The 19,213-nt window shown below is 40.0% G+C and carries 14 protein-coding genes, 4 tRNA genes, 3 rRNA genes and 1 pseudogene; 4 read left to right on the forward strand and 18 right to left on the reverse strand.

From position 1 onward, the window contains the following. Positions 1-92 precede the first annotated feature (92 nt). The 5 genes and pseudogenes from IGI47_RS11780 to IGI47_RS11800 form a co-directional block, all read right to left on the reverse strand. Positions 93-1,421, reverse strand: a complete 1,329-nt coding sequence (locus tag IGI47_RS11780) for an aminopeptidase C (RefSeq protein ID WP_438784303.1) — start codon at positions 1,419-1,421, stop codon at positions 93-95. A gap of 598 nt (positions 1,422-2,019) precedes the next feature. Further along, positions 2,020-2,523, reverse strand: coding sequence for an alpha/beta hydrolase (locus tag IGI47_RS11785; protein WP_311929652.1), 504 nt, complete (start codon positions 2,521-2,523; stop codon positions 2,020-2,022). Positions 2,524-2,536: 13 nt separating this feature from the next. Next, positions 2,537-2,851 carry a hypothetical protein gene (locus IGI47_RS11790; protein ID WP_311929673.1) on the reverse strand — a complete coding sequence of 105 codons (315 nt, stop codon included), beginning with the start codon at positions 2,849-2,851 and terminating at the stop codon, positions 2,537-2,539. A gap of 21 nt (positions 2,852-2,872) precedes the next feature. Further along, positions 2,873-3,423: pseudogene (locus IGI47_RS11795) on the reverse strand (isochorismatase family protein). 349 nt (positions 3,424-3,772) lie between these two features. Beyond that, positions 3,773-3,846, reverse strand: a tRNA-Asn gene (locus tag IGI47_RS11800). Positions 3,847-4,058: 212 nt separating this feature from the next. Here IGI47_RS11800 and IGI47_RS11805 point away from each other — a divergent pair. Next, positions 4,059-4,131, forward strand: a tRNA-Thr gene (locus tag IGI47_RS11805). 310 nt (positions 4,132-4,441) lie between these two features. On the opposite strand, the gene IGI47_RS11810 is transcribed toward IGI47_RS11805, so the two are convergent. The 8 genes from IGI47_RS11810 to IGI47_RS11845 form a co-directional block, all read right to left on the reverse strand. Further along, on the reverse strand, positions 4,442-4,792 hold the full coding sequence (locus tag IGI47_RS11810; RefSeq protein ID WP_311929654.1) for an iron-sulfur cluster biosynthesis family protein: 351 nt from the start codon (positions 4,790-4,792) through the stop codon (positions 4,442-4,444). 168 nt (positions 4,793-4,960) lie between these two features. After that, positions 4,961-5,034 (reverse strand) — tRNA-Asn (locus tag IGI47_RS11815). 9 nt (positions 5,035-5,043) lie between these two features. Next, positions 5,044-5,159 (reverse strand): 5S ribosomal RNA (gene rrf / locus IGI47_RS11820). A 92-nt stretch (positions 5,160-5,251) separates the two neighbouring features. Beyond that, a 23S ribosomal RNA gene (locus tag IGI47_RS11825) occupies positions 5,252-8,165 on the reverse strand. Between the two features lie 210 nt (positions 8,166-8,375). Further along, positions 8,376-8,448, reverse strand: a tRNA-Ala gene (locus IGI47_RS11830). Positions 8,449-8,525: 77 nt separating this feature from the next. Next, positions 8,526-10,085 (reverse strand): 16S ribosomal RNA (locus IGI47_RS11835). Together the 16S, 23S and 5S rRNA genes with 2 tRNA genes alongside form the textbook arrangement of a ribosomal RNA operon. A 677-nt stretch (positions 10,086-10,762) precedes the next feature. Continuing rightward, positions 10,763-11,125, reverse strand: coding sequence for a hypothetical protein (locus tag IGI47_RS11840; protein ID WP_005876724.1), 363 nt, complete (start codon positions 11,123-11,125; stop codon positions 10,763-10,765). Positions 11,126-11,198: 73 nt separating this feature from the next. After that, positions 11,199-11,579: a CvfD/Ygs/GSP13 family RNA-binding post-transcriptional regulator gene (locus tag IGI47_RS11845; RefSeq protein ID WP_311930721.1), complete on the reverse strand. Its 381-nt coding sequence runs from the start codon at positions 11,577-11,579 to the stop codon at positions 11,199-11,201. Between the two features lie 87 nt (positions 11,580-11,666). Between IGI47_RS11845 and IGI47_RS11850 the strand changes: the two genes are divergently transcribed. Further along, positions 11,667-12,833, forward strand: coding sequence for a MalY/PatB family protein (locus tag IGI47_RS11850; protein WP_311930722.1), 1,167 nt, complete (start codon positions 11,667-11,669; stop codon positions 12,831-12,833). 43 nt (positions 12,834-12,876) lie between these two features. Here IGI47_RS11850 and IGI47_RS11855 read toward each other — a convergent pair whose 3' ends face one another. Then, the gene (locus tag IGI47_RS11855) at positions 12,877-13,461 is read right to left on the reverse strand and encodes a peptidylprolyl isomerase (RefSeq protein WP_005876718.1); all 585 of its coding nucleotides are present in this window, start codon (positions 13,459-13,461) and stop codon (positions 12,877-12,879) included. A gap of 373 nt (positions 13,462-13,834) precedes the next feature. Here IGI47_RS11855 and IGI47_RS11860 point away from each other — a divergent pair, with 373 nt between their 5' ends. Together IGI47_RS11860 and IGI47_RS11865 are read left to right on the forward strand one after the other, a co-directional pair. Continuing rightward, a complete protein-coding gene (locus IGI47_RS11860; RefSeq protein ID WP_438784304.1) occupies positions 13,835-14,833 on the forward strand; it encodes an NAD(P)/FAD-dependent oxidoreductase in 999 nt (332 codons plus the stop codon). Between the two features lie 120 nt (positions 14,834-14,953). After that, positions 14,954-15,463, forward strand: a complete 510-nt coding sequence (locus tag IGI47_RS11865; RefSeq protein ID WP_438784305.1) for a phosphatidylglycerophosphatase A family protein — start codon at positions 14,954-14,956, stop codon at positions 15,461-15,463. A 94-nt stretch (positions 15,464-15,557) separates the two neighbouring features. On the opposite strand, the gene IGI47_RS11870 is transcribed toward IGI47_RS11865, so the two are convergent. Genes IGI47_RS11870 through IGI47_RS11885 form a run of 4 tightly spaced genes read right to left on the reverse strand, consistent with a single transcriptional unit; the run spans position 15,558 to position 19,063 of the window. Further along, positions 15,558-16,202: a TIGR01906 family membrane protein gene (locus IGI47_RS11870; protein ID WP_311930724.1), complete on the reverse strand. Its 645-nt coding sequence runs from the start codon at positions 16,200-16,202 to the stop codon at positions 15,558-15,560. Between the two features lies 1 nt (position 16,203). Further along, complete coding sequence (locus IGI47_RS11875; RefSeq protein ID WP_016177735.1) at positions 16,204-16,968, reverse strand: TIGR01457 family HAD-type hydrolase; 765 nt, start codon at positions 16,966-16,968, stop codon at positions 16,204-16,206. Between the two features lie 7 nt (positions 16,969-16,975). After that, positions 16,976-17,644: a YutD family protein gene (locus IGI47_RS11880; protein ID WP_311930725.1), complete on the reverse strand. Its 669-nt coding sequence runs from the start codon at positions 17,642-17,644 to the stop codon at positions 16,976-16,978. 36 nt (positions 17,645-17,680) lie between these two features. Then, positions 17,681-19,063 carry a bifunctional metallophosphatase/5'-nucleotidase gene (locus tag IGI47_RS11885; RefSeq protein ID WP_104660974.1) on the reverse strand — a complete coding sequence of 461 codons (1,383 nt, stop codon included), beginning with the start codon at positions 19,061-19,063 and terminating at the stop codon, positions 17,681-17,683. Positions 19,064-19,213: the final 150 nt, after the last annotated feature.

Here is a 19,213-nt window from a genome sequence, read left to right on the forward strand (position 1 = left end):
AACACACTGCTTTTTAGCTCTGCTAGAAGAAAACCCACTAAAAAAGGAGAAGGAATCTACATTTTTCCCTCTCCTGGTGAATCTATTGGAATTTAAGCTAGTGCGCCCATTGGATCCCATGGAGCCAAGACAGTTGGTTCTTCATTAAATGCAGCTAGTTGTTCTTTTGTCAATAAATCTTTACGAACGACGATTTGATAAGTGTATTCGTCCATCCATTCATCACTCATCACAAAGAAGCCATTCGTTCCGACTTTTTCACCCCAGCTATTTTCAACTTTCCATTTTGTTGATTGTCCATCAACAATGTCGACCCCTGTCAATACCATCGCATGAGTCATTAAACTTTCTCCGTAATCAAGTCTTTCTGCTTTTGTCATTGTAAAATCAATATCAAATAGGTCATCCATGCTATAAACATCTAATGCCATGATTCCACTATCTCTTGTAGAAGATTGACCCACATCACAACCAAACCAAACTGACTCTCCTTGTTCCAATTGACTGATCGCCAATTTTTTAAATGTTTCCATATCAACGTTCAAGTATTTTACTTCTGTTCCGTCAACGACATTTCCTAACATTTCAACTGTGTAAGAGCGATCAAATGGTTTGTCTTTGGTAGGTGCATTGATGATACTTACATAGTCTTCCAATTTTACACCGATATATTTGTCATAGAATGTTTGTGGTGTAAGATTTTGGTCGATGTGGTAATTTTTGTCTTCATCACGGTACTCAAAATCGAATTTTTTTGGAGGTGTACCTAAAGAAGTTGCCAAGAAATTATAGACATCTTCTAGCATTTTTTCTTTTTTAGCTTGAATCGTTTCTTTTGTTTCTCCATCAGCAATCATTTTGCGCAAAGCAACTGCATCTTTACGTAATATCTTATTTAGATAATTATTCAATTCACGAGAATTAGAGCTATTTGCACTCTCTGGCATCACCGATTTAGGAACAACGCCATATTTTTGGAATAGCGAAACGATCATATCCCATTGTCCGCCATCTTGCTGAGGTGTAGTAAGTAAAAAGGCAACTTTTCGACTATCCAGTGCTTCTTTTCCAGTAGCAATGATATTTTCATAGAAATAGTTTGCTTTTTCATATTTATCCCAGAAAAATGTGTAGTTTTGAGATAATTCAAAATCTTTTAAATTGAACTGATTCAATAATTTATGACGGAATGTATTTAATGCTGCAAACATCCAGCAGCGTCCTGATTGCTTTTGATTCGCAACTTTTCCTGTTGCTAGATCAATAGAAAATACAGGTGTATTTGTCACATGTGCAGAAACATTCTCTGCAGAAGCAGTGATTCCGTTTTTTACCACAGCTCTTTGTAATGCTTGTTTCTTGTTACTTGCTTGAAACTGTTGTTCAAATTTTTTCGTCATATCCGAAGTAATAGCTTTCATCCAATCATCCTTCCAATCCAAAATGTACTTACCATTTTACTCTTAAGTTCTTTGAAATACAATGTCCTACTCATTTCTCTCAAGAATCTTCATTCATCGAACAAAGAATACAAACATGAACAAAGAGTACAGGTATCTCATTATCACAATAAAAGCATTCTTGTTTTTTTGTGAACAATTTTTACTTTCGTTTTCATTCAGAAAAAGCCGAGAAGAGATTTCCATCCTTCATCAGCTTTCTCACTGGATCATCTTATGAATTTTTCTGATTTGAATTCACCTATCTGGCTAAATCAATTACCATTTTTTTAATTAATCTAGCCCGATTTCAGCCTAAATATTCCTGTAAAAAATTCAGCGTGTTCGCAAAAACTTCATTGGCGTAGCCTTCTCCATGCTGGCTACCAGCGATAAATTTGCTTTCGCTAGGAACTTTATATTCGGCTAAATTTTGCTGCAATTTGTACACACTACTTGGGGGTACTAATTCTTCTAAAGAATTGGCTAAAAAAATCGTTCCACTCTGAGCTGAAACCCTTTGTAATGGATCTGCTTGCTGTAATAAAACTTGATCCTGGCCGACATAATTTAAAATAAACTACTTGTAAAAAGCGTTGTTGGTACCTCCTTGATCAATCTGACGACTTTCCTGTTGATCAAAATTGGGTTGTTGGTTCATTTCAGATACGACATCTGGATGTTTAGCTACCCAATCTGCTAAATCAATGATCCCTGACCAAGAAGCAGAGGCAATTCCCTTTTGTAAAGCCAGTTCAATTGCTAAGTTCCCACCAGCAGAAGAACCTAAAGTGGCAATTTTTCCCTTTTCCACTGGTAAATCACTTGCTAGCAACCAATCATAAACCTTCAACACATCGTTCAAGACAGCTGGATAAAGATAGTTGGGTGCCAAACGATAATTAGGAGCGATAACTAAATAACCGATTGTCCTCAACTGTTCCGCTAAGGACGATTCTTTTTGCTTATCTCTTCGAAACCATCCACCACCGTGAATCAGAATAATCGTTCCTTTGGTCACGTTGGGTTGATACACGTCGCATGCCAGTTGATTTTCCATATCATAAATCATTTCTTGGACCATCTTGGATCTCCTCCTAAATCAAATCATTTTCAGCAGTCACTGGAGGCTGTTGTTGCCTGATTCTTTCTAAAACGTCTCTCAAGTGATTTTTCGCATGTTCATATTCCGACATTTGTTTACCAAATTGTTGGTTGAACACTGGAAAACCACCTTCTGCAAAAGCATACACAAACGGATAAACTGCTTGATACGCTTGCGTAAATTCGGACAATAATGACCTTTCGTTAGCTAGTTGTAGCGCCATTTGGATGACCCTAAAATCGGTATATGCGATTTCAAATTGAATCGCCCAGATCCGAATGAAGTCATACTGATTTTTGATATGCAGAAAATAACGTTCTGCTACTTTCTATAAATTTTTAATAGAGCCGATCATGTCAAGCATTCTCCCACCCCACTGTAATTTCAAGAAAATTCCTTTGTCTTGCATTGCTTTAACATAAACTAGTACTGTCTCTCCTCAATTCCAATCCCGCTACATCTGACAAGCCAGTTGGGCAAAAATCGGCAATTGTGCACCTACCTGTTCCACACATCACAAAGCCATTTCATAACCAATCACGTTTGTGCCATCAACCGCATCTACTACTGGATTTCATAACCAGTTCGTAGAGCATCCAGAGTTGTAAATGTTAAACAGGCTTCCGTCCATAATACTACAATAATCAATTTTTTCGGCCAGTCGCTTCAACAGCGGCCTTAAAACTCCGCATCCTCCCAAGCATTGATTGACGTACGATCATAGCTGGGTAAATCAGCTAACATACTCTTTAATTTGAGGATCATCTCCTGATTACGACCAGTTGCCACATTGACTGTCAAAAGAATGATCGACACTTGATACTCCTTCAGCAGATTCGTCACAGCAGTTATATTTTCAATTAATTGATGGCGATCCATAGAATTGATGGAATCAACTTAGGTTGGCGGATAATCGATCAACAGAGACACTGAATGATCCGAAGATAATGATTCATCTTGTGTAGCATCACGTGGTTTTAAACTTGTCATAAAGCATTCGACCTTTCATTTTTGATACCTATAATCTAATCTTTTTCTGAATTTTCTAACAGTAAAAGCTCTCGGTAAAAGAGTACTCTTTTTAGATCACCTTAAACAAACGCCTTTTCGCTCACCATTTTTAGCAAAAAAATAGGCTCAGGGAATTCCTCCAATGAACCGTTTTTACCTATGGAAATACTATTTTTCTCTATAAAAAAAGCCACAGTCAACGACTGTGGTCGAATTACTCCGGCAGTAGGACTCGAACCTACGACATCATGATTAACAGTCATGCGCTACTACCAACTGAGCTATGCCGGAATCAAGTACATGTATATAATAGCAAGTTACGATAAATAACGCAATACTTTTTTTGAAAATTTCTATTATTTTTTTATGGAAAAAATTTTTAAAAATACGTTATTTAAAAACAACATTTTTCCCATTATTTTAAAATATAAAAGAGTTACTTCTTCTAATTTAATGTTGACAAATCTGCCTATATTAGTTATCCTAATATCTGTAAGATTTTTGCCGCTTTAGCTCAGCTGGTAGAGCGCTTCCATGGTAAGGAAGAGGTCGCCGGTTCAAGCCCGGCAAGTGGCTTCATCATACAGCGTAACATGTTGTTTTATCAATGTGCCTGCGCTGTTTTTTTGTTTTTTGCCACAATGATATCATAAGTACTTTTTTATTTTATTCCTCTTTCTTTTCATACCATTCGCTTATATATTTAGTGACTAGCTACATGAATAAAGAATTCTCACTCTTGCCTATATTCTCCACCATCAACCTCAAGATATCATTTCCTAATTTATTCTGTTTTGGATGATGAGATTGGTTTTGCGCTTATTTTGTCTAAAAAAGCTAGAACATTGTCAAAACTTTAATCCAACGTTCTAACTTTAGAGATACATTATGGTCGCAGATCAACTAATTGTACATGGCTATCTAATGTTCCACTTGGGCTTTCAAGTTTAAATACACCTAACCGCGGATCAAGCGATAGCGTCATTGCTTCATCCATATACATTTTTGAATAGTCTTTGACATAAACTTCACCTATGTCACTATCTACAGTGAGCTGATAATCATTTTTTTCTTGTTTCTTATCTAAAAGGAGTAAACGGAAACTAGTATCCAATGAACAAATCCCCATCTTTGAATATTTTCCTACCCCATCATCCAAATCAAGGATTATCGTAGCACCCTCATCAGTATACTTCTGTAGTCTTTCTTGTGCTTTTTCAGAAATTTTTAGATACATCTATCAATTACCTCCTCCAATATATTACAAACTGATGCTAGCACATTTATTTTTTTTTTAGCGAAAATTCTGCTTTTATTCATTTATTTACGTTCTTATAATGAAAAATTATTTTTTCGTATAATGCACAAAAAAAACACAATAGATTACTCTATTGTGCTTTAACTACTCCGGCAGTAGGACTCGAACCTACGACATCATGATTAACAGTCATGCGCTACTACCAACTGAGCTATGCCGGAATATTACCAGCGTGGCGACGTCCTACTCTCACAAGGGGCAACCCCTCACTACAATCGGCGCTAAGAAGCTTAACTTCTGTGTTCGGCATGGTTACAGGTGTATCCTTCTCGCTATCGCCACCACACTGTGGTGTTATCTTTTATTGAGTTTGCATTTTGCTCACTCAAAACTGGATTTGAAGTTTAAGCAATGTCCGAGTTCTTTTCTTTTAACCATTTGGTTAAGTCCTCGATCGATTAGTATCAGTCCGCTCCAACCATCACTGGCCTTCCACTCCTGACCTATCTACCTGATCATCTCTCAGGGATCTTACTTTCTTAAAGAAATGGGAAATCTCATCTTGAGGTGGGCTTCACACTTAGATGCTTTCAGCGTTTATCCCTTCCCTACATAGCTACCCAGCAATGCCCTTGGCAGAACAACTGGTACACCAGCGGTAAGTCCATCCCGGTCCTCTCGTACTAAGGACAGCTCCTCTCAAATTTCCAACGCCCGCGACGGATAGGGACCGAACTGTCTCACGACGTTCTGAACCCAGCTCGCGTGCCGCTTTAATGGGCGAACAGCCCAACCCTTGGGACCGACTACAGCCCCAGGATGCGACGAGCCGACATCGAGGTGCCAAACCTCCCCGTCGATGTGGACTCTTGGGGGAGATAAGCCTGTTATCCCCAGGGTAGCTTTTATCCGTTGAGCGATGGCCCTTCCATGCGGAACCACCGGATCACTAAGCCCGACTTTCGTCCCTGCTCGACTTGTTGGTCTCGCAGTCAAGCTCCCTTCTGCCTTTACACTCTTCGAATGATTTCCAACCATTCTGAGGGAACCTTTGGGCGCCTCCGTTACCTTTTAGGAGGCGACCGCCCCAGTCAAACTGCCCATCTGACACTGTCTCCCACCACGATCAGTGGTGCGGGTTAGAGTGGCCATAACGCAGGGGTAGTATCCCACCAGCGCCTCCATCGAAACTAGCGTTCCGATTTCTACGGCTCCTACCTATCCTGTACATGCGGTACAGACACTCAATATCAAACTACAGTAAAGCTCCATGGGGTCTTTCCGTCCTGTCGCGGGTAACCTGCATCTTCACAGGTACTAAAATTTCACCGAGTCTCTCGTTGAGACAGTGCCCAAATCGTTACGCCTTTCGTGCGGGTCGGAACTTACCCGACAAGGAATTTCGCTACCTTAGGACCGTTATAGTTACGGCCGCCGTTTACTGGGGCTTCAATTCGTACCTTCGCTTACGCTAAGCACTCCTCTTAACCTTCCAGCACCGGGCAGGCGTCAGCCCCTATACTTCATCTTACGATTTTGCAGAGACCTGTGTTTTTGATAAACAGTCGCTTGGGCCTATTCACTGCGGCTGATCGAAGATCAGCACCCCTTCTCCCGAAGTTACGGGGTCATTTTGCCGAGTTCCTTAACGAGAGTTCTCTCGCTCACCTTAGGATTCTCTCCTCGACTACCTGTGTCGGTTTGCGGTACGGGTCATTGTTTTCTCACTAGAAGCTTTTCTTGGCAGTGTGACATCAGGAACTTCGGTACTATTATTTCCCTCCCCATCACAGCTTATCCGTGTAGACAGAAGCATTTGACTCCTATCAAGACTTACTGCTTGGACAGACATTTCCGATCGTCTGCATTCCTTAGCCTCCTGCGTCCCTCCATTGCTCAAACAAAAACAACGAGTACAGGAATATCAACCTGTTGTCCATCGCCTACGCCTGTCGGCCTCGGCTTAGGTCCCGACTAACCCTGGGCGGACGAGCCTTCCCCAGGAAACCTTAGTCATTCGGTGGACAGGATTCTCACCTGTCTTTCGCTACTCATACCGGCATTCTCACTTCTAAGCGCTCCAGCAGTCCTCACGATCTGCCTTCAACGCCCTTAGAACGCTCTCCTACCAATACACCTCATGGTGTACTCCACAGCTTCGGTAATATGTTTAGCCCCGGTACATTTTCGGCGCAGGGTCACTCGACTAGTGAGCTATTACGCACTCTTTAAATGGTGGCTGCTTCTAAGCCAACATCCTAGTTGTCTGTGCAACCCCACATCCTTTTCCACTTAACATATATTTTGGGACCTTAGCTGGTGGTCTGGGCTGTTTCCCTTTCGACTATGGATCTTATCACTCACAGTCTGACTCCCGGATATGAATGAATGGCATTCGGAGTTTATCTGAATTCGGTAACCCGAGATGGGCCCCTAGTCCAAACAGTGCTCTACCTCCATCATTCTCAAATCCGAGGCTAGCCCTAAAGCTATTTCGGAGAGAACCAGCTATCTCCAAGTTCGTTTGGAATTTCTCCGCTACCCACACCTCATCCCCGCACTTTTCAACGTACGTGGGTTCGGTCCTCCAGTGCGTTTTACCGCACCTTCAACCTGGACATGGGTAGATCACATGGTTTCGGGTCTACGACTACATACTCAAACGCCCTATTCAGACTCGCTTTCGCTGCGGCTCCGTCTCTTCGACTTAACCTCGCATGCAATCGTAACTCGCCGGTTCATTCTACAAAAGGCACGCCATCACCCATTAACGGGCTTTGACTTGTTGTAGGCACACGGTTTCAGGTTCTATTTCACTCCCCTTCCGGGGTGCTTTTCACCTTTCCCTCACGGTACTGGTTCACTATCGGTCACTAGGGAGTATTTAGCCTTGGGAGATGGTCCTCCCGGATTCCGACGGAATTCCTCGTGTTCCGCCGTACTCAGGATCCTCCTAGGTACCTTCCAAATTTCATCTACGGGGTTTTTACCCTCTTTGACTGACTTTTCCAAGTCATTCGATTATCTGAAAGAACTACCATATCGGAGTCCTACAACCCCAATGAGCAAGCTCATTGGTTTGGGCTTTTCCCGTTTCGCTCGCCGCTACTCAGGGAATCGAATTTTCTTTCTCTTCCTGCAGGTACTTAGATGTTTCAGTTCTCTGCGTCTACCTCGAATGCGCTATGTATTCACGCAAACGTAACATCCTATAAAAGATGTTGGGTTTCCCCATTCGGAAATCTCTGGATCATAGCTTACGTACAGCTCCCCAAAGCATATCGGTGTTAGTCCCGTCCTTCATCGGCTCCTAGTGCCAAGGCATCCACCGTGCGCCCTTATTCACTTAACCTTATCAACCTTGCGGTTGGGTTTTGATCTTTCTTCTAGCGATAGAAGTCCGATCAAGAAAATAAGCAATTGAACTTATTAAAAAACTCTATCCAGCTAAACAAGTGTTTAGCCTTCAAATTCAACGCGGTGTTCTCGGTTTGTATTACTTAATTTACTTCAAATATCCAGTTTTCAATGAACAAAATAATTTAACAACATAAGTTGTTAATGGAGCCTAGCGGGATCGAACCGCTGACCTCCTGCGTGCAAAGCAGGCGCTCTCCCAGCTGAGCTAAGGCCCCGATCTAAATTTTGAGTAGACCTCTCAAAACTGAACAAAGTATAAAACAACCAGTGTAGTCTCCGTAATATTCCTTAGAAAGGAGGTGATCCAGCCGCACCTTCCGATACGGCTACCTTGTTACGACTTCACCCCAATCATCTATCCCACCTTAGGCGGCTGGCTCCAAAAGGTTACCTCACCGACTTCGGGTGTTACAAACTCTCGTGGTGTGACGGGCGGTGTGTACAAGGCCCGGGAACGTATTCACCGCGGCGTGCTGATCCGCGATTACTAGCGATTCCGGCTTCATGTAGGCGAGTTGCAGCCTACAATCCGAACTGAGAGAAGCTTTAAGAGATTAGCTTAGCCTCGCGACTTCGCGACTCGTTGTACTTCCCATTGTAGCACGTGTGTAGCCCAGGTCATAAGGGGCATGATGATTTGACGTCATCCCCACCTTCCTCCGGTTTGTCACCGGCAGTCTTGCTAGAGTGCCCAACTGAATGATGGCAACTAACAATAAGGGTTGCGCTCGTTGCGGGACTTAACCCAACATCTCACGACACGAGCTGACGACAACCATGCACCACCTGTCACTTTGCCCCCGAAGGGGAAGCTCTATCTCTAGAGTGGTCAAAGGATGTCAAGACCTGGTAAGGTTCTTCGCGTTGCTTCGAATTAAACCACATGCTCCACCGCTTGTGCGGGCCCCCGTCAATTCCTTTGAGTTTCAACCTTGCGGTCGTACTCCCCAGGCGGAGTGCTTAATGCGTTAGCTGCAGCACTGAAGGGCGGAAACCCTCCAACACTTAGCACTCATCGTTTACGGCGTGGACTACCAGGGTATCTAATCCTGTTTGCTCCCCACGCTTTCGAGCCTCAGCGTCAGTTACAGACCAGAGAGCCGCCTTCGCCACTGGTGTTCCTCCATATATCTACGCATTTCACCGCTACACATGGAATTCCACTCTCCTCTTCTGCACTCAAGTCTCCCAGTTTCCAATGACCCTCCCCGGTTGAGCCGGGGGCTTTCACATCAGACTTAAGAAACCGCCTGCGCTCGCTTTACGCCCAATAAATCCGGACAACGCTTGCCACCTACGTATTACCGCGGCTGCTGGCACGTAGTTAGCCGTGGCTTTCTGGTTAGATACCGTCAAGGGATGAACAGTTACTCTCATCCTTGTTCTTCTCTAACAACAGAGTTTTACGATCCGAAAACCTTCTTCACTCACGCGGCGTTGCTCGGTCAGACTTTCGTCCATTGCCGAAGATTCCCTACTGCTGCCTCCCGTAGGAGTTTGGGCCGTGTCTCAGTCCCAATGTGGCCGATCACCCTCTCAGGTCGGCTATGCATCGTGGCCTTGGTGAGCCGTTACCTCACCAACTAGCTAATGCACCGCGGGTCCATCCATCAGCGACACCCGAAAGCGCCTTTCAAATCAAAACCATGCGGTTTCGATTGTTATACGGTATTAGCACCTGTTTCCAAGTGTTATCCCCTTCTGATGGGCAGGTTACCCACGTGTTACTCACCCGTTCGCCACTCTTCTTTTTCCGGTGGAGCAAGCTCCGGTGGAAAAAGAAGCGTACGACTTGCATGTATTAGGCACGCCGCCAGCGTTCGTCCTGAGCCAGGATCAAACTCTCATAATAAAAGTTAGAACAATCTTGCGATTGTTAAGCTCAATTTGTTTGCTAGCATATTGCTTGCTTGTTAAAAATGTTTGTTGTCTTGAATCAATCAAGACGCCCTACACATTTGGTTTGTCTTACTTTGTTCAGTTTTCAAAGGTCTACTTGAATTACCGTAGCAACTTTTATATCATATCAGAGTGACAAGTGAATGTCAACTGTTTTTTTAAAAGTTATTTTCGATTTCGTTTTTTAGAAATCTTTCAGCAACTCGTATATCACAATTCATCTTTTGTTATTTATCAAGGACTTTTTTGAAGTTTTTCTTGATTAAATCAAGCTTTTCAATAAATTCTTTTTAAACGACCTAGTTATCTTATCATGTGGTCACCCACACGTCAAGAACTTTTTTTAAAGTTTCTTTTAGAAAATATTCAAAGTCATTTTTCTCAAATCAACGTTGTTAAATTTACCATGTAAGACAGCAAGCGTCAATAGTGATTTTTAGTCTAATTTTGTCCCAGATGGTCGCTTCAAAAAGCAATTATTCGTCTTTAACACAAAAGCAATGGCACTATCTGATATATTTCCAGAAAACAACAAGAATTTACTTAACATTCATACCAGTCCAGCCTAAAATGAGTAGAAAAAAAGAAACTTGAAATAAATTCAAGTTTCCTTTAGTTTCAACTATTACATCAAAAGAAAGGAACGCCTTCAACTTCGTAAGTTCCAAGAACAGAGCGCATTTGACCTGAGTCTTCCCAAAGATATCCTTCGCCTAATTTCTCACTTTGGCTCTTTTGCTCTGTTTCAAAAACAAATAACGGGATATTTTCATGGTTAATATGTGTATTCGTCAACTCCATCAAGTCAATCTTACTAACATCAATATGAACAATTTCTTTCAAAAAGCTAAGTATGTTTGCTAAACCAGTCTTTTCCTCTGAAAGTTCTGCTAACGCAAACTCCAGTTTATCATCAACTGAATGGACTAAAAACTTTTTCGATCCATCCTCCAAATGCAACATGATTGTTCCAGCGACTCTTTTGCTTGCCAAAATTTCCACCTCGATCAATTTGTTCTATGGCTTACGTAAAAATTTTAGCACATTTTCAGAAAAAATACACTTTTTATTTCTTATTTTCTTTCTGTTCTAATTCCGTCAAAGCTTCACTTACCCAGATAGGAAGTTGCTCTGCAATGGTCGCAAACCCAATTTTTTTGTTTTTATTTGTAAAATATCTCTTTCTTCGATACGGAATCACGGGGCTTTTTTTCTCTAATGTACGTAATGACAAACTGATTTTTTTTGAATATTCATCAATATCAATGATCTGAACCGTTACTGGTTGACCGACTTTTAACAAGCTATGAATACTTTTTGTATAACCTGACTGCACTTCTGAAACATGGATCAACCCTTGTGTTTCTTCGTCTAAAGACACAAATGCGCCATAAGGCTGTATTCCAGTTATTTTCCCTTTGATTATTTGTCCAATTTTATATGTCATGTACTTCCCTCTCTTCGCATTTATCATTATACTGTAAATGTTAGAAAAAAAGAAGTTCTGAGAAGAATCAAAAATGGGGGCCATCAAATGAATGAATTTGATAAAAAAATTGCAAGAAGAAATACGGAAAGCGTCAAATGGGATTCGATAGCGCAAACTTATCATGCGAACGATCTGTTACCATTATGGGTTGCAGACATGGACTTTTTGTCTCCTACCAGTGTAAAACAGGCGTTTGAAAAGTACGTTTCACATGGTCTTTTCGGGTATTCAATCATCAGCGACGAATTGTATCAAGCTGTGATTGATTGGGAGAAAGAACAGCACGATGTCTCTTTAGCCAAAGAAAATATTACCTTCACTAGTGGGGTATTAGCTAGTTTAGCGGTTTCTATCCAGACATTTACTGAAGAAGGCGATCGTATCTTGATCCATGATCCCGTCTATCCTCCATTTGCATCTATTGTGGAAAATAACCAACGACAACTCGTACGTAGTAAATTGATAGCAAAAGACCATAAATTTATGATGGATTTTGAAGATATGGAAGAAAAAATGATTACCGAAAACGTGAAAGTAATGATCCTTTGCAATCCGCATAACCCCGGCGGTCGCGTATGGACAAGAAAAGAACTGACTAAAGTAGCCGCTCTTTGCTTAAAACATGATGTTCTGCTTTTTAGCGATGAAATCCATCAAGATTTGGTTTTTGCTCCTCATACATTCACTTCATTGCTTACTATTGATGAATCTTTAAATGATTCTTTGGTCGTTTTCACTTCTGCTACAAAAACATTTAACTTAGCAGCGATCAAAAATTCAATGGTATTTATAAAAAATCCAACGTTAAAAGCGGCGTTTGAAAAGAAACTTGTGATGAACCAACAGCATGAGGTGAATACATTCGGCTTGATCGGTACCAAGGCAGCTTACGATACTGGTTCAGACTGGCTAAGCAAACTTCTCCCTTATTTAAAAAACAATGCAGAATTAGCCCAAGATTATTTCAAAGAAAACTTGCCTGGAGTACGCGTGATGATACCTGAAGGGACATATTTGATGTGGTTGGATTTTACTGCTTATGAAGAGGACGACCAAGCTCTAGAACAGTTACTGGTAACAAAAGGAAAAGTAGTATTGAATCCTGGAATTACTTTTGGACCTGCTGGCCACTCGCATATGCGTTTAAATCTTGCATGCCCTAAAGAAGTATTGTTGGATGGATTGGAACGAATCAAAAAAACATTTGCCTAATAAAAAAGTCGAAGCAGCATTATGCTGCTTTGACTTTTTATTCTTATTCTGAAATCTCAATTGTTTCAATTACAACATCATGAACAGGTCGATCTTGTGGGCCACGTTGCGCATTTGCGATTTCATCCACTGTATTCATGCCGTCAACGACATGTCCAAAAACAGTATGACGGAAATCAAGCCATGGTGTACCACCTTTTTTATACGCTTCGATGATTTCAGCAGGGAAACCTGCGCCTTCTAATTGACCAAGCATATTTGCAGGTACATTTTCATTATTTACGATAAAGAATTGACTACCGTTCGTATTTGGTCCTGAGTTTGCCATAGATAAAGCGCCACGTAGATTGAATAGCTCGCGGCTGAATTCATCCTCGAAACTTTCACCATAGATACTTTCGCCACCCATGCCTGTTCCAGTTGGATCGCCACCTTGGATCATAAAGTCTGGAATAACACGGTGGAAGATTACACCGTCATAGTATCCTTTTTTAGCTAATTCGATAAAGTTTTTGACAGTTTTTGGTGCTAATTCAGGAAATAATTGTACCGTGATTTCTCCTCGATTTGTTTTAATAACTGCTTTTGGACCCTTCTCATTTGCTAGATTCAATTGTGGGAATGCCATAGTATTTTCCTCCTAATGTTTATTACTACAAATGCAATAATAACATATTCTATCTAGTCACTGTTAAATGAAACACAAGAAAAATCAAAAGACTAGGTTCCATAGTTTAAAACGATTATATACCTTTTTCTGAAATGTGGATACTTATCTGCTATTTGCTTATAAGCGGGTCTTATCCTCGAAACAAGTATCATACTCGAAGCACTAGTATTCGTAAATATCACATCTCTAACTGAACGAACAATTCTCGCAATAAGTGAGAAAAATTTTTATTGCTTTTTTTCAAATTCATTTATTTTTAACGGTTAATCTATTTGAGAAGAATTCTCAATTAAATTCTGCTATAGTGTGTCTATAGGGGGGGAATCATTTTATGGAAATCTACGATATTACAATTATTGGTGCTGGTCCAGTAGGTATGTTTGCAGCCTTCTACGCAGGTATGCGGCAAGCGAAAACAAAGATTATTGATAGTTTACCTCAATTAGGAGGGCAATTATCGACACTTTACCCTGAAAAATATATCTATGACATTCCTGGGTACCCGGCAATAAAAGCGAGTGAACTGGTAGGAAATCTTGAAAAGCAATTGACAACGTTCAATCATACCTTTCAATTAAATGAAGAAGTTCTTTCAATCACGAAGGATGAAGATATCATTGAAATTACTACAACAAAAGGAATCCATTATTCTAAAGCAGCAATTTTAACTTTGGGGAATGGCTCTTTTCAACCTAGAAAATTGAATTTACCTGATGCAACCACTTATGAAAACCATGGCATTGATTATTTTGTAAATGATTTGATGAAATATGCAGGAAAAAAAGTCGCAATTGCTGGTGGTGGCGACTCCGCAATTGACTGGGCTTTGATGCTTGAACCCATCGCAAGTGAAGTTTATTTGATCCATCGGCGTTCAGAATTCAGAGGCCATGAACATAGTGTGAACCTATTAAAGTCTTCTTCTATCAATCTATTGACTCCCTATCTTATCGAGAGTTTATCTGGCGAAAATGGTGAATTAACAGATATCCGTTTGCAGATGGTCAAAAGTGAGGAAACAATCAATTTGATGGTTGATTCCTTAATTGTTAATTACGGATTTACATCGAATCTCGAACATCTCGCTACGTGGGGGCTCGAAAGCTCAAGAAATGCTATTGCTGTAAATTCCGATATGTCTACTTCTGTTCCCGGTATCTATGCGGCGGGAGATATCTGCTCTTACGATGGGAAAGTAAAGTTGATTGCGACTGGTTTTGGTGAAGCTCCAACTGCTGTTAACAATGCGCTACATTTCATCAATCCTAAAGAGCGAGCACAACCTGGGCATAGTACAAGTCTATACGACAACACGATGCGAAGAAAATAACTATTTTTCAGATGATATAAGTACAAGCTGGCAGGGCTATCTCAAATGATCATTTTTTACTTTTTCATCCGAATGAGCTACCATTAACTTGATAGAAAATGGTAAAAAAGGAGGAACAACATGGTTATAAAAACTGAAACTTTAGAAGAAAAAGCACGGGATCTATTGAAAGAGCGTGGCGTAGAAACAGCTGACATTGCAGAATTAGTGATGTTTTTACAAAAAGATTATATCTCTGATCTTACTTTGGCGGATTGCATCGAAAGTATCAATGCTGTTTTAACGAAACGGGAAGTGCATAACGCGATCATCACAGGTGTGCAGTTGGATATCTTAGCTGAAGAAAACAAATTGATGGCTCCTTTACAACATATTATTGAAGATGATGAAGGACTGTATGGGATAGATGAAATATTAGCGTTATCGATCGTGAATGTCTACGGAACGATTGGTTTTACGAACTATGGCTACATCGACAAAGTAAAACCTGGTATTCTAAAAAAATTAAACAGTCATGATGGAAAAAACGTGCATACATTTTTAGATGATATCGTGGGGGCGATTGCTGCTTCTGTCGCTAGTCGTCTCGCGCATCAAGAACCAGAAAAGCGGAGCCGATTAACTCAGTAATACAAATCTATAAGAAGTCAATGAAAGCTGAAACTTGATCGTAAAAAAGGAAGGAACTCTACTAACGTCTATACGTTGTGTGAATCCTTCCTTTTTATTTTTCTTTTTTTAATTCTCTTTTTCCAATAAAAATGAACAATGCAAAAAACAGTTCAATTAAAACAAAAAATAAAATAAAACTATGCATAAAAAACTGTTCTGGCAATACATTGATGATTGGATCAGTAGCCGGATTGAATAACCAGTCTTCATTATTAAAAATGGTTTCATGAAAAAGAATGAAGAAACGATCGAATCCTATCGCCATGAAAAAACCTAATACGATCGGTATGAACATGCCAATCTGGAATGGGCGGATCAAACGCCAAAATCGTTTATTTTTCTTCAAGTAAACAAGAAAATAAATACTAGGAATCAACGTAACGGCCAATACAAGATAATCGATCAGAAAAAGCCGTTTGACTTCGAAAAAGTGATGCGCACCACTTGCTGATACTGGAAAATCAGGTAATCTTAATCCTTTTTCAAACGGATTATTCAAATACCCCATCAAATGATCAAAGTTTTTTAACAATGTATCCTGATCAAGCGTTGTATATCTTAGGATATTCAAATGATCGATATCAAACACATACAATAGGCGAAAGTTGATGGTTATAGCAATAGCTAAACTGATCAACAGGAGGAACAAGCTGATTGTTCCAGCATATTCTCCCCAGATCCATCTCTTATTTTTCATATTAGAAACTCCAGTCGTCTAAAGAATCCAAGACATGCGTAGCCGGAATCGGCAAATTGGGAATATCTTCTTTCTTCGTAAAACCAGATAACACTAATAGCGTATCGATACCATTACGGATACCTGCTTGAATATCTGTTTCATAATTATCTCCAACCATGACTACTTCTTCTTTTTTCAGTCCCAACTGCTCCACTGCTTTATCCATGATGATTGCTTCAGGTTTGCCAATGTAAATGGGGGGTGTCTGTGTAGCTGTTTCAACAAAAGAGATCACAGAACCAGCTCCCGGTAGCAACCCTCGTTCTGTTGGGATATTTTTATCTGGATTCGTTCCAATAAAAGTCGCACCCTTTTGAATAGCTAAAGTTGCTTTCACAACCTTCTCATAAGTTAAATAATTATCTAGACCAACAACAACGTAATCCGGATCTGCTTCCTCCCACTCGAAACCTGCTTCTAAAATCAAATCGATCAGACCAGCTTCGCCGATCACATATACTTTATTGCCCTTGTTGTCAGCTTTCATATAATCGATTGTCGCAAGTGTAGCTGTATAAACAGTTTTTGGTTCAACGTGGATATCAAATTCATTTGCTAATCGGTTTGCGACTGTTTCTGGGCTCTTAGTTGTATTGTTGGTCACAAAAATAAACGGTAAGTTTCTTTTTTGCAACTCTTCCACAAAACGTTTACCTGCTGGGATCGGCTCTGTTCCGCGATAAATTGTTCCATCTAAATCAATCAAGTATCCTTTATAACTCATCTCTTCACTACTCTTCCCTTTGTCTTATCGTAAAGTTCGTATTTGATTTTGGTTTTGCTGTATTCACTTTTTGTTTTACTGTTTCTTTGCTTGTTTGGTTTGTATTTCTTTTTTTGATGACCGGTTTTTTGTGATTTGAAGCTACGGGTACTTTCTTCTCATCAATATACGCCCGACCTTGGTTTTTCTTTTTCCTGCGACGTTGTGTACTTTTTTCTTTTTTGCCACCGATTCGCTCGATCACAAAATAGGCACAACCAAAATTGCAATATTCATACAAATAATCTTCTAGAGAGTCAATTCGTTGTTCTGGATGAGCACGCCTATTGTCTTCACGGAAAAAACCTTTTAATCTTAACTGTTCATAGCCCCAGTCACCAACGATATAATCATACCTAGATAATACATCACTGTATCTTTCACCTAATTTTTCAGAATCAAACCCTTCACGATAATTCGTTACAAGTCGATACTGTCTTTCGCCAATCAAAAAATTGGTTTCATCTAAAAAAGTAATTATTTCTCCTTTTACTTTTTCTGGTTTTGGTTCCTCAATGATTTCTTCTATGACTGCCGTAATCTCTTCTGTCACAGTCTTATCTTCACTAGTTTCTGTTATGTTTTTTTCTTTTCTTTCGGATTCAATGTTTTGTTGCTTTTTTTGTTTAGCCGACATGCTTTCACCACCTATCTTTCACATTATACCTTGTTTTTATTTTATTGGATAGTAAGCATTTAGGTAATTGCCTACAACACTTCGAATAAATTCTGGAAATAAGAACTCATTTTCTCCTGCAATTTCAATTGTTGGGAAAAAAGGGATGAACATGAAATGATCAACCGTAGTAAACGTGTACTTTTTTTCCAAGTCTATTGGTTTATTCAACCAATAGACTTGATGATTTATCGCATCATATGAAATACCGCTATAAACGATCTGACCAAATATCTTACCTCTAAATCCCATTCCTTTCATAGGAAAATTCCGTAAAAAAGCTCGATTTTTTTCAATTTCTAATACTAAACGTATCAGATCACTTCCTTTGAGCGTAACATTCAACAGATGCATTGGATGAGGTAATGCCGTGTGGAGTTGATCTTGGTCTACGATGCCCTCTGGGATACTGGTTAAAAACAACCCACTGTTTAAGATAGCCCCCTCCGTTTCCCCTCTATATTTAATTGCTTCTAGTGCTTCATGGATAAACGAATATTCGTCATAGATATCTAGTGATAATTCAAATGGGATCTCTGCCACTTTTTTCTCTGCTAACAACTGATGGCCTCTGTTCAAATATTCCTCGATTTCTTGTTCATCTTCGGCAAAAGACGTCATTGAATCAGTAGGTATCGCTTTAGCAGAATGAGCAATGATCTTTTTCTCTTCATCGATCGTTAAATGAACTTCACCAACATATTGTCCATATTTGCCTGCCGCAGCCAGTTGAACAGTATTGATTACTCGGCCCTCTTTAAATAAATGATGGGTATGTGACCCTAAGATAACATCAATAGCAGGTAACTCCATCGCAATTTGACTATCGTCTTGAATCCCTAAATGACTCATCAAAACCAAAACGTCCACAGTTGATCGTAACTCTTCAACAAGTTCTGGCAAGATGTCATAGGGATTACGGATATCCCAACCATTCGGACTATAAGTCAGAGGAAAAGGTGCAGTAAATGCAATCAATCCGATTTTGGTATGCTCCGGCGTTTCGATCACTTTGAAACGTTTCGCCCATTTTGGTGGCTGTAACGTGTTTTTATCAAATAAATTATCTAACAAAATATCAAAGTTCGCTTGATCATATAGATGATTCAATTCTTTCTTAGCATTTCCCACACCTTCATTATTTCCTATCGTCGCCGCATCATAACCTACTTCATTCATCAGTTCAACATTTGCTTGACCATTTGTTGCTTCTGATAATGGATGCCAACGATCAGTAAAGTCACCGAGATCAACTGTGATCGTCGTTATCCCTTTCTTTTCGTTTTCTCGCTTTTTTTGATCGATGAACCGTCTGATTTTTGGCCAATTTTCTAAATGTGAATGTAAGTCATTGGTATGTAAAAGAACTATATTTTCCATTTTATTTATTCGCCTCGCTTTATTTAATAATACCATAGGGGATTTGAATGTTCACTTTGAAGGGATTCCTTTAACCAAGTCTCTTTTTCATTTATCAGCTGATTCGACATACAAAAAAAGAGCTGGCCCAATGAATGGAACAACTCTTTC

Origin of the sequence: Enterococcus sp. AZ191 (assembly GCF_051713845.1) — a bacterium.
In the GTDB taxonomy this organism is placed as follows: domain Bacteria; phylum Bacillota; class Bacilli; order Lactobacillales; family Enterococcaceae; genus Enterococcus_B; species Enterococcus_B durans.